Annotated in this window: 12 protein-coding genes; all 12 read left to right on the forward strand. The window is 61.5% G+C overall.

Annotated features, from left to right (window positions below; all coding sequences use genetic code 11):
* The first annotated feature begins 34 nt into the window (after positions 1–34).
* The 12 genes from JNO51_RS05900 (at position 35) to JNO51_RS05955 (ending at position 15,113) form a co-directional block, all read left to right on the forward strand.
* Positions 35–1,255: a YgeY family selenium metabolism-linked hydrolase gene (locus tag JNO51_RS05900; RefSeq protein WP_215782088.1), complete on the forward strand. Its 1,221-nt coding sequence runs from the start codon at positions 35–37 to the stop codon at positions 1,253–1,255.
* Between the two features lie 54 nt (positions 1,256–1,309).
* A complete protein-coding gene (gene hydA, locus JNO51_RS05905) occupies positions 1,310–2,761 on the forward strand; it encodes a dihydropyrimidinase (RefSeq protein WP_215782089.1) in 1,452 nt (483 codons plus the stop codon).
* Entirely contained in the window at positions 2,761–3,696 is a 936-nt protein-coding gene (gene arcC / locus JNO51_RS05910; RefSeq protein ID WP_215782090.1) for a carbamate kinase, read from the forward strand. Before hydA ends, arcC begins: the two co-directional genes overlap by 1 nt.
* 33 nt (positions 3,697–3,729) lie before the next feature.
* Positions 3,730–4,215: a (2Fe-2S)-binding protein gene (locus JNO51_RS05915; protein ID WP_215782091.1), complete on the forward strand. Its 486-nt coding sequence runs from the start codon at positions 3,730–3,732 to the stop codon at positions 4,213–4,215.
* Positions 4,203–5,075 (forward strand): xanthine dehydrogenase family protein subunit M, encoded by an 873-nt coding sequence (locus JNO51_RS05920; RefSeq protein ID WP_215782092.1) that lies wholly within the window; start codon positions 4,203–4,205, stop codon positions 5,073–5,075. The genes JNO51_RS05915 and JNO51_RS05920 overlap by 13 nt, the downstream gene beginning before the upstream one ends.
* Positions 5,076–5,107: 32 nt before the next feature.
* Entirely contained in the window at positions 5,108–7,489 is a 2,382-nt protein-coding gene (locus JNO51_RS05925) for a xanthine dehydrogenase family protein molybdopterin-binding subunit (protein WP_215782093.1), read from the forward strand.
* A gap of 250 nt (positions 7,490–7,739) precedes the next feature.
* Positions 7,740–9,101, forward strand: coding sequence for a diguanylate cyclase (locus JNO51_RS05930; protein ID WP_215782094.1), 1,362 nt, complete (start codon positions 7,740–7,742; stop codon positions 9,099–9,101).
* Positions 9,102–9,193: 92 nt separating this feature from the next.
* Positions 9,194–9,958 (forward strand): DeoR/GlpR family DNA-binding transcription regulator, encoded by a 765-nt coding sequence (locus JNO51_RS05935; RefSeq protein ID WP_215782095.1) that lies wholly within the window; start codon positions 9,194–9,196, stop codon positions 9,956–9,958.
* A 414-nt stretch (positions 9,959–10,372) separates the two neighbouring features.
* Positions 10,373–11,869: a glycerol kinase GlpK gene (gene glpK, locus JNO51_RS05940; RefSeq protein WP_215782096.1), complete on the forward strand. Its 1,497-nt coding sequence runs from the start codon at positions 10,373–10,375 to the stop codon at positions 11,867–11,869.
* A gap of 33 nt (positions 11,870–11,902) precedes the next feature.
* The gene (locus JNO51_RS05945; RefSeq protein WP_215782097.1) at positions 11,903–12,613 is read left to right on the forward strand and encodes an MIP/aquaporin family protein; all 711 of its coding nucleotides are present in this window, start codon (positions 11,903–11,905) and stop codon (positions 12,611–12,613) included.
* 147 nt (positions 12,614–12,760) lie between these two features.
* Entirely contained in the window at positions 12,761–14,278 is a 1,518-nt protein-coding gene (glpD, locus tag JNO51_RS05950; protein ID WP_215782098.1) for a glycerol-3-phosphate dehydrogenase, read from the forward strand.
* Positions 14,279–14,651: 373 nt separating this feature from the next.
* Positions 14,652–15,113 carry a PTS glucose transporter subunit IIA gene (locus JNO51_RS05955; RefSeq protein ID WP_215782099.1) on the forward strand — a complete coding sequence of 154 codons (462 nt, stop codon included), beginning with the start codon at positions 14,652–14,654 and terminating at the stop codon, positions 15,111–15,113.
* The last annotated feature ends 87 nt before the right edge of the window (positions 15,114–15,200 follow it).

Consider the following 15,200-nt stretch of genomic DNA (forward strand, 5'->3'; position numbering starts at 1 on the left):
GTGTGCTGAATTTCATACCATTGTGGAGAAAGCAATGACCAAGAAGATTCCGTTTGAACAGGTGCTGGCCAAGGCCGAGTCGTACAAGGCCGATATGAGCCGTTTCCTGCGCGCCATGATTGCCATTCCGAGCGAAAGCTGCGACGAGCAGCGCGTGGTGGAGTGCATTCGCGACGAGATGATCAAGGTAGGCTTTGACCGGGTGGAAATCGACCCGATGGGCAATGTGCTGGGTTATGTCGGCCACGGGCCGCACCTGATCGCCATGGATGCGCACATCGATACCGTCGGGATCGGTAATCGGGGCAACTGGACCTTTGACCCCTATCAGGGCATGGAAGACGATGAAATCATCGGCGGCCGCGGCGCTTCTGATCAGGAGGGCGGTATGGCCTCGATGGTGTATGCCGGCAAGATCATCAAGGATCTGGGCCTGGAAGACCAATACACCCTGCTGGTGACCGGTACCGTGCAGGAAGAGGACTGCGATGGCCTGTGCTGGCAGTACCTGATCGAGCAAAGCAAGATCCGTCCGGAATTCGTGGTCAGTACCGAGCCGACTGATTGCCAGATCTATCGTGGTCAGCGTGGCCGCATGGAGATTCGTGTCGAAGTGCAGGGCGTCAGCTGCCACGGTTCGGCGCCGGAGCGCGGTGACAATGCCATCTTCAAGATGGGCCCGATTCTCGGCGAGTTGCAGCAACTGGCCGGTCGTCTTGGCCATGACGATTTCCTCGGCAAGGGCACGCTGACGGTATCGGAAATTTTCTTCACCTCGCCCAGCCGCTGTGCCGTGGCCGACAGCTGCGCCGTGTCGATCGACCGTCGTCTGACCTGGGGTGAAACCTGGGAAGGGGCGCTGGAAGAAATTCGTGCGCTGCCAGCGGTACAGGCTGCCGGTGCGGTGGTCAGCATGTATCAGTACGACCGTCCGTCCTGGACCGGGCTGGTGTATCCGACCGAGTGCTATTTCCCGACCTGGAAGGTCGAGCAGGATCACATCACCGTGCGGGCGCTGAGCAGTGCCTATGAGGGCTTGTTCCGCAAGGCACCGGTGGTGGACAAGTGGACCTTCTCGACCAACGGCGTCTCGATCATGGGTCGTCACGGCATTCCGGTGATCGGCTTCGGGCCGGGCAAGGAGCCGGAGGCGCACGCACCGAACGAGAAGACCTGGAAGTCGCATCTGGTCAAGTGTGCGGCCATGTATGCGGCGATCCCGCTGGCCTATCTGTCTGAGCTGGATAACAAGTAATGAAAGTCTTGCGCGGGGCGTCAGCCCCGCGCGCCTTGTCTGGGTGAAACGGCCATGAAGCGATTGATACGCAATGGTGTGCTGGTCGATGCCGACGGGCAGTATCGCCAGGATCTGCTGATCGTCGACGGGCTGATCCATACGGTGGCCGAGCGGATCGAGCCGACAGCGGATACCGAGGTCATCGAGGCTGCCGGTTGTCTGGTCATGCCCGGCGGGGTGGATGTTCACACGCACTTCAATATTGATGTCGGCCTGGCTCAGAGTTGCGATGATTTCTTCAGTGGTACCCGGGCGGCGGCCTGTGGCGGCACGACCAGCATTGTCGATCACATGGGTTTTGGCCCGGCGGGGTGCGACCTGCACCATCAGTTGCGGCGCTATCACCAGGATGCCGCCGGGCAGGCGGTGATCGATTACGGTTTTCACGGCACCATTCAGCATGTTGATCCGGCGATTCTGGCCGAGATGGCGCCGATGGTGCAGGAAGAAGGCATCAGCAGTTTCAAGTTGTATCTCACCTATCAGTACAAGCTGGATGACCGCGCTGTGCTGCAGGCGCTGCAGCAGTTGCGCCAGGTCGGCGCGCTGACGGCGGTGCATCCGGAGAATGACGCGGCGATTGCGCTGCGGCGCGAGGCCCTGCTGCGCGCCGGCAAGACCGCGCCGCGTTATCACGCAGAAAGCCGACCTCTGTCCTGCGAGGCCGAAGCCATTGCACGCATGATCAATCTGGCCCGTCTGGCGGGAGATGCTCCCCTGTATATCGTGCATCTGTCCAACGGACTCGGGCTGGACTATGTGCAGCTGGCGCGTCAGCAGGGGCAGCCGGTCTGGGTCGAAACCTGCCCGCAATATCTGCTGCTGGATGAACAATGCTATCTGCGCGAGGACGCGCTCAAGTTCATTCTCAGCCCGCCGCTCCGACCGCACGCCGAGCTGGACAAGCTGTGGGCCGGTCTGAGTCTGGGAGCGATCGATACGGTCGCCACCGATCACTGCACGTTTCCCTATGCCCAGCGTCAGGCGCTGTCCGGCGGCGATTTCAGCCGCTGTCCCAATGGCTTGCCGGGCGTGGAGACTCGCCTGCCGCTGTTGTTCTCCGAGGGGGTGATGCGCGGGCGGATCACGGCGTCCGAGTTTGTCGCTCTGACCAGCACCCGGCCGGCGCAGCTGTTCGGTCTGTGGCCGCAGAAAGGCTGCCTGGCCCCCGGCAGCGATGCCGATCTGGTGTTGTTCGATCCGGCGGGCAAGAGCGAGATCCGCCATGCCGCGCTGCATGATCAATGCGATTACTCGCCCTATGAGGGCTGGCCGTGTCGTGGTCAGCTACGCATGACGCTCAGCCGGGGCGAGACCGTGGCGCGTGATGGTCAGTTTGTCGGTCGTGCCGGGCATGGCCGTTTCCTGTTTCGCCAGCCTTTCGATGCCAGCCGCTGCGGTGCGCGGCGTCGGCCGGCGGCGGTGTCTGAAGATCTATTCCTTGGCCTCGAGGGGGCGCGATGATGAAAAAGAAAATTGTACTGGCGCTGGGGGGCAATGCCCTGGGAGACAACCTGGCCGAGCAGATGCGCGCCGTGCAGACCACGGCCAATGCGATTGTCGATCTGATCGAACAGGGGCATGAGGTGGTGGTGACCCATGGCAATGGTCCGCAGGTTGGCATGATCAATCAGGCCTTCGAGATTGCCGCTCGTGCCGATGCCCATTCACCCCGCCTGCCGATGTCGGTCAGCGTGGCGCTCAGTCAGGGCTATATCGGTTATGACCTGCAAAATGCGCTGCGCGAGGCGCTGCTGGCGCGCGGGATCGACAAGCCGGTGGCCACGCTGATTACCCAGGTGGTGGTGGATGCGGCCGATCCGGCATTTCAGGACCCGAGCAAGCCGATTGGCGGTTTCTACAGCCGGGAAGAGGCTGAGCAGCTGATGGCCTGTGGCGAGCGGTTGAAAGAGGACTCGGGCCGGGGCTACCGCCGTGTCGTGGCCTCGCCCAAGCCGGTGGACATTGTCGAGAAGGAGACGGTGCGGGCCTTGCTGGATGCCGGTCAGTTGGTGGTGGCCGCCGGTGGCGGCGGTATTCCGGTTTTGCGCGAAGGACTGCATCTGCGTGGCGCCAGTGCCGTGGTGGACAAGGACTGGGCCAGTGCAAGGCTGGCGGAGATGATCGATGCTGATATGTTGATCATTCTGACTGCGGTGGAGCGGGTGGCGATCCGTTTTGGTACACCGGACCAGGCGTGGTTGTCGCAGATGACACCGGATGAGGCGCAGGGTCACATCCGCGACGGACAATTTGCCAAGGGCTCGATGCTGCCCAAGGTCGAGGCGGCACTGACCTTTGCCCGGAGCAAGCCGGGACGCACTGCACTGATCACCTTGCTGGAAAAGGCCCGCGAAGGGATCGAAGGCAAGACCGGGACGCGCATTTGCGCCGCATGAGTTCAACGGACTGTTGTTGCCAGGAGGCCTGTCATGGCCGAAAAAATTCAACTGACCCTGCTGGTGAACGGGGTCGAGCGCTCGGTGCAGGTCTGGCCGATGGCGCGTCTGCTGGATGTGATTCGGGAAGATCTGGGGCTGAAAGGCACCAAGGAAGGCTGTGGCGAAGGGGAGTGCGGCGCCTGTGCCGTGCTGCTTGACGGGGTGCTGGTGAATAGTTGTCTGGTGCCGGCCTATCAGGCCCAGGGGACCGATCTGCTGACCATTGAGGGGCTGGCCGATCAGGACAATCTCAACCGCCTGCAGCAATCCTTCCTGCGCCACAACGCTGCGCAGTGTGGTTATTGTTCACCCGGCATGCTGATGTCTGCGACCGATCTGCTGCGCCGCCATCCCAGTCCCGACATGGCGGCCATTCGCGAGGCCATCGGCGGGAATCTCTGTCGCTGTACCGGCTACGTCAAGATCATTGAGGCGGTACAGGAGGCAGCCCGCGGGGAGGCATCATGCGCCAGCTGACCGCTCAGTGCCAGGTGTGCATGCCGGCCTCGCTCGGCACCGCGCTGGAGGTGATGGCAACCGAGCCGGGGGTCTGGCGGCCGATTGCCGGCGGCACCGATCTGATGGTGCCGCTGCCGCCGCATGTGCCGGAAGTGACCCACTTTCTCGATCTGAACCGGCTGAAGGAACTCAAGGGCATTCAGGAGGATGAGCACACGCTGACCTTTGGCGCGCTGACGACCTTTACCGCCTTGCGCCAGACGCCGGCAGTGCACCGGCATTTCCCCTGCCTGATCAAGAGCGCCCGATCCACGGCGGCGCTGGCGATCCAGAATCGCGGCACCCTGGGCGGCAACATCATGAATGGCAGCCCCGCCGCCGATACTCCCCCCAGTTTGCTGGTCTATGACGCCGAGGTGGCGCTCTGTTCCCTGCGCGGCGAACGTTGGGTACCGCTGACGCAGTTCTGGACCGGCTACAAGCAGTTTGACCGGGCGCCTGACGAGTTGCTGACCCGCATTCGTGTTCGCAAGCCGCAAGGGCGCAGCTTTCACTATTTCCGCAAGGTTGGCGCCCGAGAAGCTCAGGCGATCGCCAAGGCCAGCATGGCGGCCATGGCGGAGGTTGCGCAGGGGCGCGTCAGTCGCTTCCGGCTGGCGACCGGCGCCTTGTCACCTTGCTGTGCCCGGGTGCCGGGCGTTGAGGCGCTGATTGAGGGGCGTACTTTGTCCGATCTGCCGCTGGCGGCCGCCTGTGAGGCGCTGCAGCAGGCGATCTGCCCGATCGATGATGTCCGTTCGACAGCACTGTACCGGCGCCAGGTGGCGGGCAATTTGCTGGAAGCATTACTGCAGGAACTGTCCCGGCTGAACGACTGAACGCGCCGGGGCCAACCAAACACGGGATGAGCATGATGGCGGAGCTGCAGACAATCGGCCGCAATGTGGAGCGTCGCGAAGGCCGCGACAAGGTGACAGGACGGGCGTGTTATCCGGATGATCTGGATCGGGAAGGGCAGCTGTATGGCGTGACCGTGCGTTCGCCGCATGCCCACGCGCGCATTCTGGGGCTCGATCTCAGCCGTGCCGCCGCCGCCCCCGGGGTGGTGCGCATTCTGACCGCCGAAGACGTCACCGGCCATAACAATCATGGCGTGCTGTACAAGGATCATTGTGTATTCTGTCATGACAAGGTGCGCCGCATCGGCGATCCGGTGGCACTGGTGCTGGCAGAAACCGCTTGCCAGGCGCAGGCTGCGGCACGCCTGCTGGTCGTCGAATACGAGCCTTTGCCGGCGGTATTCGATCCGCGCGAAGCCATGCGACCCGGGGCGCCGGTGGTCAATGAGTATGAAGACCGTTTTTTCTTCTACGACGAAGCCATGACCCAGAGCTGGACACGCCCCGAGGACAAGGGGCTGCCCAATGTGATTTTTCATTATCGCTGCCGCAAGGGCGATACCGATGCCGTCTGGCAGGATTGCGCTGTCGTCGCCGAGGGGGAGTTTCATTCGCCGTTTGTCGATCACGCCTTCCTGCAGACCGAGAGCGGGCTGGCCTATCGTGACGAGGATGGCAAGCTGGTGGTCTGTGTTGCCTCGCAGTATCCGCACTTTGACCGGCTGGAAATCGCCGATGCGCTGGGCGTGCCCGAGAGCGAGCTGCGCGTGCTTAATCTGGCGATTGGCGGCGCCTTTGGCGCCCGCGAGGACATCACCATCCAGATTCATGCCGCGCTGGGCTGTCTGCTGACTGGCCGGCCGGTCAAGATCGCCTACGAGCGTGACGAATCCTTTCTGGCGCATTCCAAGCGTCACCCGATCCATATGAAAGCACGCATGGGGGCCGATGCGGCAGGGCGTCTGCTTGCCTTTGAGGCTGAGTTGATCGGCGACTCCGGCGCCTATGCTTCCTGGGCGATCAATGTCTTGCGCAAGGCCGGGGTGCATATCACCGGCCCCTATGTCTTTCCTCATGTCAAAGTCGACAGTTACGCGGTCTATACCAATAACCCTTTTACTGGCGCCATGCGCGGCTTCGGCGCGACCCAGGTCACCATGGTGCACGAGTCGCTGATCGAGCAACTGGCGGAGCAGCTCGGACTGGATGCTTTCGAGATGCGCCGGCGCAATATCTATCGGGTCGGCAGTGAGACGGGTAATGGCCAGCTGCTGACGGAAGCGGTACCTCTGGATCGTTGCCTGGCCGCGATTGAGCAGGGCATGGCGCAAGTGCCTTTCGACCGGGGCAGTGGCACGGTGCGGCGCGGCCGGGGGATCGCGGCTTGCTGGTATGGCACCGGTTATGGCAACGGTTTTCCCGATGTTTCGGTCGCCGAGGTCGAGCTCTTGCCGGCGGGGCGTTTTTTGTTGCGGGTCGGTGCGGCCGAAGTCGGGCAGGGGGCCAAGACGGTGATGCCGCAAATCTGTGCCGAGGCGCTGGGGGTCTCGGTGGGCTGTATCCGCATGACCAGCGAAAATACCGACGAATGCGAGGATGCCGGTACGGCTGCCGCCACGCGCCAGACCTATAACACCGGCAATGCCGTGCGACTGGCGGCGGAGAGCTTCCGCCGGGCCCTGATTCTGGAAACGGTCGAGCAGCTCAACCGCTCGCGCGATGCCTTCTCCAAGATCAACTCCGGACTGAGTTTCACCGTCGATGACCACCGGGTCTATCTGACATTTTTGCCGAAAATCGGTCTGGATCTGACAGAGATTGCTGCCGTCATGGCTGCCGAAGGCCGCACTCTGCGGGTGCGCGAGTCCTTTACCGCCCAGACCGTCAAGCTGGACGACAATGGCTATGGCGCACCCTATTGGCCGTATACCTTCAATGCCTATGGTGTCGAGGTGGAGGTCGATACCCTGACCGGACAAGTGAGCTGCACCCAGGCATGGTGCGCGCAGGACGTGGGCCGGGCGCTGAATCCGGTCATGGTGGAAGGGCAGATAGACGGTGGCTTCGTCATGGGGCTGGGCTATGCCTTGTATGAAGACCTGGTGGTTCGCGAGGGGCAGATCCGCAATCCGTCGCTGAGCAATTACATCATTCCGACCGCGATGGATGTGCCGAATATGCACCGCTATCTGATCGAAGATCCTGTGAGTTCGGCGCCGTTTGGCGCCAAGGGGATCGGAGAGCCGGTGACGGTGCCGGTGGCCCCGGCCATTCTCAACGCCATCCACGACGCCATCGGGGTGCGCATTACCCGGGTACCGGCTTTGCCGGAGGTGGTGCTGGCGGCAATGAGCACCCGTACCACAGAGCGACCTGTCGCTGGGCAGGGCTGACCGCGCTGCTTTGACCCCTGCGTCAGCCCCAAAGACAATGAACGCCATTGTCTTTGGGGCGAGCCCTGGCAGGGCGACCCTCGTGTCGGCCGGTCTCCCCTTCCCGGTCAGCCCATCCTGCCAGGTGTTCGCCCCCTTTTTGGTTTTTCGCAACCCTCTTGTCATTAATCGATGCTTATTATAGAAATAACATAATAGCTATACGTGAAGTAATGGTTTATCCTGTGTCCATCTCAGGCTAAAGCACGATATGGACACCCCGTCGCTGTTGACCAAGACCTTGACCGGCATTGCGCAGATTGATCAGCAACACCTGGCCTTGCGTCGTCTGATTGCGGATTTGTCGCAGTCCTTGCGTCATGCTGGCGCATTACCCCCTTTCGATTTCGTTCAGCGTCAGTTGCTGGATCTGCTGTCCTCCCATTTCATCGATGAAGAGCAATGGCTGGCAGCTTCGCCCCTGAGCGAAGACAGCAAGCATCATCACAGGGAAGAGCATCTGCGTGTTCTGACCGAGCTGCAGCGCATTCTGCGCGATGACCGTCTCAATGAACGCGAGCGTCTAGCCTGGGCCATGGATTATCTGCGTGCCTGGGATCCCGAACATGAGGCCGGCTTCGACAGCCTGCTGGCCTGGACGGATCTTGCCCCCCATATCGAGGCTCCCGCCGAGTTGGCTCAACGGCTGGATGATCATGAATTGCGGCTCAAGACCATTTTGTCGGTGCTGCATGACAGCATCCTGCTGGTGAATGACGAGGGACGGATCGAGTATCTGAATCAGGCCTTGATCCATATGTTTGGCCTGAGCCAGTCTCCGCAACAGCTGGTGGGCATGACGGCGCCGGCATTTCTCGATTTGATCCGTCCGATGATGCAGGATCCAGAGCGCGAAATCGGCATGATTGCCCGCCTGGTCGAACGGGGGGTGGCAGACATCAATTATGAGGTGCGTCTGCGCAATGGGCAGATCTACCTGCGTGATTACATCCCGTTTTCTTATGGCAACGGCCGCTATGGTCGGCTGTGGCATCACCGCAATATCACGCCCTTGCGGGCGGTGCAGCAGGATCTGGCGGCGGCAAACCGCAAGCTGGCGGCGCTGTCCCTGACTGATTCGCTCACCGGGCTGGCCAATCGCCGTGCCTTTGACGAGGCCCTGCAGGCCGCCTGGCGCCGCAGTGCACGTCAGCGGTCTGCGCTCTGCCTGGTGCTGCTGGATATTGACCACTTCAAACGTTTCAATGACCGCCACGGGCATCTGGCCGGCGATGAGTGTCTGCGCCAGGTGGCCCTAGTGCTGAAGGCGCATGCCCGCCGGGCTGGCGATGTGGCGGCGCGTTACGGTGGCGAGGAGTTTGCCCTGATCCTGCCGGACATGACGCTGGAGGCCGCCTGCTCCCGGGCAGAACTGGTGCGAGCCTCGGTGGCGGCGCTTTGCCTGGCGCAGGACGAGGGCAAAGCCACGATCCGGGCCAGTCTGGGCGTGGCGAGCATGGTCGCCCGGCCGGGCCTGGCGCTGGATGACTTGTTTGCCCTGGCAGATCAGGCGCTGTACCGTGCCAAAGCGCGCGGGCGTAACCGGGTGGAAGGCGTGATGTCTCCCGAGTAGGCAGAGGGTCAGGCTGGCAAGCCGATATCACCCCTGTATAATCTGCACAACCATTCCATGCCGATCAACTCGAGCCAGCGCGCCATGCCACTATGATCATTCTCAATCAGCGACAACAGGAGCTCCTAGGCTGGGTGCAGCGTGAGGGGCATGTCACCGTCGAGGCGCTGGCCACGCATTTTGGCGTCACGCATCAGACTATCCGGCGTGATATCGCGTTGCTGGCGGACAACCGGCTGCTGCAGCGCATCCATGGTGGGGCCAGTGCCCAGTCCAGTGTGGAAAATGTGGCTTACAACACCCGTCAGGTCATGTGCATCGAGGAGAAGCGGCGCATTGCCCGTCAGGTGGCGGAACAGATCCCCAACCATGCTTCCTTGTTCATCAATCTCGGCACCACGACCGAAGAGGTGGCCAAGGCACTGCACCAGCACCGTGGTCTGCATGTGATTACCAATAACCTCAATGTGGCGGCCATGATGTGCAATTACCCGGATTGCGAGGTCATTGTCGCCAGCGGCGTCATGCGCCCGCGCGATATGGGCATCATCGGCGAGTCCACGATCGAATTCATCCGCAAGTTCAAGGTGGATTACGGCATCATTGGCATTTCCAGCATCGAGCAGGATGGCACCTTGCGTGACTACGACATGCGCGAGGTGCGCACCTCGGATGCCATTATCCATCAGTCGCGCAATGTATTTTTGGTTGCCGATCACACCAAGTTCGGCCGTCCTGCCATGGTCGAACTCGGCCCGCTGTCGCGGGTGACTGCCCTGTTTACCGACCTGCCTCCCCCGGAGGACATGGCCGCGGTGATTGCCGAATCGCGGGTCGAACTCTATATCGCCCCGTGACCAGCGGTCATGAAATCATGATGTCAGACTGGCATCTTGAGGACGTTGTCATTGTGCGACAGACGCGAGGGGCTCTCGCCCCTGTGTGGCATGCATGGCGGCTTGGCCTGTCGATTGCCGCGCTGTGCCTCTGGATAAAGCATTTGCGCTGATCATGTCCCCATCCCGTCTTCTGCTGCGCCACTCAGGGTTTCGTACCAGCGTGGCGCTTTTCGTTTTTTGTGTCATTTGTTTTGAATATTTTCGTAACAATTTCCTTTTATGAGCGTTTTGCCCTGTGTAGAATCCGGAACAAACACAAAACAACATGCTGGCGTCATTGTCTGCCGGGTTGTGCCGGGTGGCGGGGTGGCAGCGAAAACAGGCCGTCGACGATCGTCGGCGGCGCAATGCAGTACACAAGGAGAAGACAATATGCAAAAGCAGTACATCCTGGCACTTGATCAGGGTACGACCAGCTCTCGGGCCATCGTTTTCGATCGCCAGGGCAATATCGTGTCGGTCGCCCAAAAGGAGTTTACCCAGCATTATCCGCAACCGGGCTGGGTAGAGCATGATCCGCTGGAAATCTGGGGCGGGCAGGCCGGTGTGGCTGCCGAAGCGCTGGCCTATGCCGGACTGGAAAGCGCCAATGTGGCTGCCATCGGCATCACCAACCAGCGTGAAACCACGGTGGTATGGGACCGCGAAACCGGTCAGCCGGTGTACAACGCGATTGTCTGGCAGGATCGTCGCACGGCCGATTTCTGCGACAGTCTGAAGGCCCGGGGGCTGGAAGCGCCGATTCGTGCCAAGACCGGCCTGATGATTGATGCTTATTTTTCCGGCAGCAAAGTGAAGTGGATTCTTGACAATGTGCCGGGTGCCCGCGCTCGTGCCGAGGCTGGCAAGCTGGCCTTCGGGACCATCGACAGCTGGCTGGTGTGGAACTTCACCCATGGCCAGGTGCACGTCACGGACGTCTCCAATGCCTCGCGCACCATGCTGTTCAACATCCATACCCTGAGCTGGGACGAAGAATTGCTGAAGATCATGGATGTGCCGGCCAGCATGCTGCCGGAGGTCCGTTCTTCAAGCGAAGTCTATGGCACCACCCAGGGTACGCAGCTGGGAGCGGGTATCCCCATCGCCGGCATCGCCGGTGATCAGCAGGCCGCTCTGTTCGGCCAGCAGTGCACCCGGCCGGGCATGGTCAAGAATACCTATGGCACCGGCTGCTTCCTGATGATGAATACCGGAACCAAACCGACCGAGTCCAGCAACAAGTTGCTGACCACGGTGGCGTGGCAGGTCAAGGGCGAGACCCACTATGCCCTGGAAGGTTCGATCTTCATCGGCGGCTCGGTGGTCAAGTGGCTGCGTGACGGCCTGGGCATCATCAAGCACTCCGCCGATGTGGACGAGCTGGCGCGCCAGGTGCGGGACAATGACGGAGTCTATCTGGTGCCGGCCTTTGCCGGACTGGGGGCGCCGCACTGGAACCAGAACGCCCGTGGCTCGCTGTTTGGTGCCACGCAAGGCACGACGGCGGCCCATGTGGCACGCGCCGCGCTGGAGAGCATTGCCTATCAGACCATGGATGTGCTCAAGGCCATGGAGGCCGATGCCGGTATTGCCGTACCGGAGCTGCGCGTGGATGGCGGGGCGACCGTCAACAATCTGCTGTTGCAATTTCAGGCCGACATCATGGGGCTGGACGTGATCAGGCCTAAGGTCACCGAAACCACCGCCCTGGGCGCCGCCTATCTGGCCGGCCTGGCCGTGGGCTACTGGCAGAGTGTGGATGATGTGCAGGGGCAGTGGCAGCTGGATCGCCGCTTCCAGCCGGATATGGCGGCGGAGAAGGTGGCACAGCTGGTGGATGGCTGGCATCGCGCCGTACGGGCCGCCATCGCCTGGGCTGGTGCTTGAGGCGCCCTGGTCATTCAATAAAAAGGACAAACAATGACTCCCCTGATCGCTGAATTCATTGGCACCGCTTTGCTGGTTCTGCTGGGCAATGGCGTGGTCGCCAACGTGATCCTGAAAAATACCAAGGGCCATAACAGCGGCCTGATCGTGATTGCCTTTGGCTGGGCCATGGCCGTATTTGTCGCCGTGTTCTGCGTGGCCGCCTACAGCGGCGCGCATCTCAATCCGGCGGTGACGCTGGCGCTGGCCGTGGCCGGCAAGTTCGACTGGGCCCGTGTGCCGGCGTATATGTGCGCGCAGATGCTGGGCGGCATGTTCGGTGCCTTCCTGGTATGGGTAATGTACCGCCAGCACTTTGCCCATACCGAGTGCCCCGATACCAAGCTGGCGGTGTTTTGCACCGGGCCGGCCATCCGCAGCTTGCCGGGCAATCTGGCCTCTGAGGTGATTGCGACCTTTGTGCTGGTGTTTGCCGTGCTGAACATGGTCTCCCCCAAGGCCTCGCTCGGTGCGCTGGATGCCTTGCCGGTCGGCCTGCTGGTACTGGGCATTGGTGTCTCGCTCGGCGGTACCACCGGGTATGCCATGAGCCCGGCGCGCGATTTGTCACCGCGCATCATGCATGCGCTTTTGCCGATTCCCGGCAAGCGTGACAGTGACTGGGGCTATGCCTGGGTGCCGGTGGTTGGCTCGCTGATCGGCGGCACGCTGGCGGCCCTGCTGTACAGCAAGCAATTTGTCTGAGCCATCAGGGCGTGTGCAGTCAGCGGCGCACGCCCTTTTTGCTTCGAAAATAAAACGAACATAAAAACAACAAAAAACAACATAATTTGTTGTCTCGTGCGGGGTGATTGACTAAGCTTGACTCAGTCATGACTGCGAGGGGAAAGCGTGGAGAAAGTGATCTGGGATCTGGTGGTGGTCGGCGGCGGCATCAATGGTGCCGGCATTGCCCGTGATGCGGCCCTGCGAGGGTTGTCGGTATTGCTGTGCGAGCAGGATGACCTGGCGCAGCATACCTCTTCGGCCAGTACCAAACTGATTCATGGCGGATTGCGCTACCTCGAATATTACGAGTTCGGTCTGGTACGCAAGGCGCTGCAAGAGCGTGAAGTGCTGTTGCGTCTGGCGCCGCACATCATCTGGCCGCTGCGCTTTGTCATGCCGCACGATGCCAGCATGCGGCCGACGTGGATGATCCGCTGCGGACTGTTTTTATATGATCATCTGGCCCGGCGCGAAGTCCTGCCCGGATCGGTGTCGGTGGATTTTTCCCGTCATCCTGCCGGCTCCCCGCTCAAGCAGGGTTTTCGCCGCGGTTTTGAGTATTCCGACGGTTGGGTGCAGGATGCCCGCCTGGTGGTGCTCAATGCGCTGGATGCGGCCGAGCATGGTGCGCAGATTCTGACGCGTACCGCCTGTGTCGGCGCTCGCCGCGAGGGCGGGCTATGGTGCTGCACGCTGCGGCAGAGCGATGGCGCCGAGCAGACGGTGCAGGCCCGTGCGCTGGTGAATGCGGCCGGTCCCTGGGTGGATCGCTTCCTGCGCGAACAGGTCGCAGTGCGTGCCGGCAAATCGGTGCGGCTGGTCAAGGGCAGTCACATCATCGTGCCACGCATGTTCGAGCATCCCTATGCCTATATTTTCCAGAATCCCGACAAGCGTATTATTTTCGCCATTCCCTATGAAGGTGATTTCACCCTGATCGGCACGACCGATGTCGAATACCATGGCGACCCTGCTGCCGTGGCGATTGAGCAGGACGAAGTGCGTTATCTGTGCGAGATGAGCAACCGCTATTTCGAGCGCCAGATCCATCCGTCGGAGGTCCTGGCGACTTACTCCGGCGTGCGCCCCTTGCTGGATGACGAATCGGATAATGCCAGCAGCGTGACGCGCGATTATTCGCTGGAGATGGATCCGGGGGAGGGGGCGCCATTGCTGTCGGTGTTTGGCGGCAAGATCACGACCTATCGCAAGCTGGCTGAACAGGCGGTTGACCTGCTGGCTCCGCGCCTGGGGTGCCGGCAGCCTTGCCTCAGCGACCGCGCACCCCTGCCGGGCGGCGACATGCCGCAGGCCGATTTTTATCCCTGGTTTGCCGGTATCAAGGCCAGCTACCCATGGATGCCGCTGGATCTGCTGACCCGCTATGCGCGTGCCTACGGCACCAGGCTGGTCAGGCTGATCGGCCATGCCGACAGTCTGGCGGGGCTGGGTGCGGAGATCGCTCCCGGCTTGTATGAGGCCGAGGCACGTTATCTGGTGGATGTCGAATGGGTGCGCAGTGCGGAGGACCTGCTTTGGCGTCGCAGCAAACTGCGGCTGAGGCTGGACGCGGCACAGGTGACGGCAGTGGCCCGGTGGCTGGCTGAAGACCGGCAGCAGGCGCTTGCCACGCCGTATTGACCGACCCCCTCGCACTCGGTCTGGCAGGCCTGAGGATCAGAGGCTTCCCGCTAACCTGCATTAAAGGATGGGGCGCTCGTCTGAGGGTGGTTGTGTAGTATTACTACAACATGTCATGGGCGGAGGCGAGTCTGGTAGATTGGCATGAAAACCGCATTATTCCTTGCTGTGAGCGGTTTTATCCGCCTGTCTGACAAGGCGGTGTGTACTTGAGCTGAAGCAAACTTTTGCAAAATTACAGGATATCGGGCCGCACAAAGGACGCACATTTTTCAGTAATGTGATTAGAATTTGCCAGTGGCATAGCAAGAAACCCTTACAAGGGGGTGTGCCTTGCCTCCCGGGCGTTCGTTCAATCACAGAGGAAAACAATATGTCTACGATCAAACTGGTAGCCCCGCTGAGTGGTGCCGTCGTTCCCCTGGCCAGCGTGCCGGATCCGGTGTTCTCCGGTCTGATGATGGGAGACGGTCTGGGAATCAATCCGACTTCCAATACGCTGGTTGCGCCCTGTGACGGCATCATCACGCAGGTTGCCCGTACCGGCCATGCCCTGACGCTGACCGCCGACAATGGCGCCGAAGTGCTGATGCACATCGGTATCGACACCGTGAAGCTGAATGGCCAGGGTTTCACCCCGCGCGTCCGTCAGGGCCAGCGCGTGACCACCGGCACGCCGCTGATTGATGTCGACTTTGCCGGCATCAAGGGGAAAGTCCCGTCGCTGACCAGCGTGGTGGTGATTGCCAACAGCGATGACTACGCGCTGTCGGCCAAGGCTACCGGCTCCCTGAACGCCGGTCAGTCGGCATTCCTGACCGTGACCGCCAAATAAATCCCGATATAGACGGATGTACCCGGCCCCCGTGCTGCCTTCTGGAGCCGGGGGCCTTGTTGCACCTGGCCCATGGGTGCCGGGATG

This window comes from Paludibacterium sp. B53371 (assembly GCF_018802765.1).
Classification (GTDB): domain Bacteria; phylum Pseudomonadota; class Gammaproteobacteria; order Burkholderiales; family Chromobacteriaceae; genus Paludibacterium.

What these genes read in the sequence shown, in the direction of transcription:
- JNO51_RS05900 (WP_215782088.1), top strand. Translation starts at nt 35, where the DNA reads ATGACCAAGAAGATTCCGTTTGAACAGGTGCTGGCCAAGGCCGAGTCG.
- hydA (WP_215782089.1), top strand. Translation starts at nt 1,310, where the DNA reads ATGAAGCGATTGATACGCAATGGTGTGCTGGTCGATGCCGACGGGCAG.
- arcC (WP_215782090.1), top strand. Translation starts at nt 2,761, where the DNA reads ATGAAAAAGAAAATTGTACTGGCGCTGGGGGGCAATGCCCTGGGAGAC.
- JNO51_RS05915 (WP_215782091.1), top strand. Translation starts at nt 3,730, where the DNA reads ATGGCCGAAAAAATTCAACTGACCCTGCTGGTGAACGGGGTCGAGCGC.
- JNO51_RS05920 (WP_215782092.1), top strand. Translation starts at nt 4,203, where the DNA reads ATGCGCCAGCTGACCGCTCAGTGCCAGGTGTGCATGCCGGCCTCGCTC.
- JNO51_RS05925 (WP_215782093.1), top strand. Translation starts at nt 5,108, where the DNA reads ATGATGGCGGAGCTGCAGACAATCGGCCGCAATGTGGAGCGTCGCGAA.
- JNO51_RS05930 (WP_215782094.1), top strand. Translation starts at nt 7,740, where the DNA reads ATGGACACCCCGTCGCTGTTGACCAAGACCTTGACCGGCATTGCGCAG.
- JNO51_RS05935 (WP_215782095.1), top strand. Translation starts at nt 9,194, where the DNA reads ATGATCATTCTCAATCAGCGACAACAGGAGCTCCTAGGCTGGGTGCAG.
- glpK (WP_215782096.1), top strand. Translation starts at nt 10,373, where the DNA reads ATGCAAAAGCAGTACATCCTGGCACTTGATCAGGGTACGACCAGCTCT.
- JNO51_RS05945 (WP_215782097.1), top strand. Translation starts at nt 11,903, where the DNA reads ATGACTCCCCTGATCGCTGAATTCATTGGCACCGCTTTGCTGGTTCTG.
- JNO51_RS05955 (WP_215782099.1), top strand. Translation starts at nt 14,652, where the DNA reads ATGTCTACGATCAAACTGGTAGCCCCGCTGAGTGGTGCCGTCGTTCCC.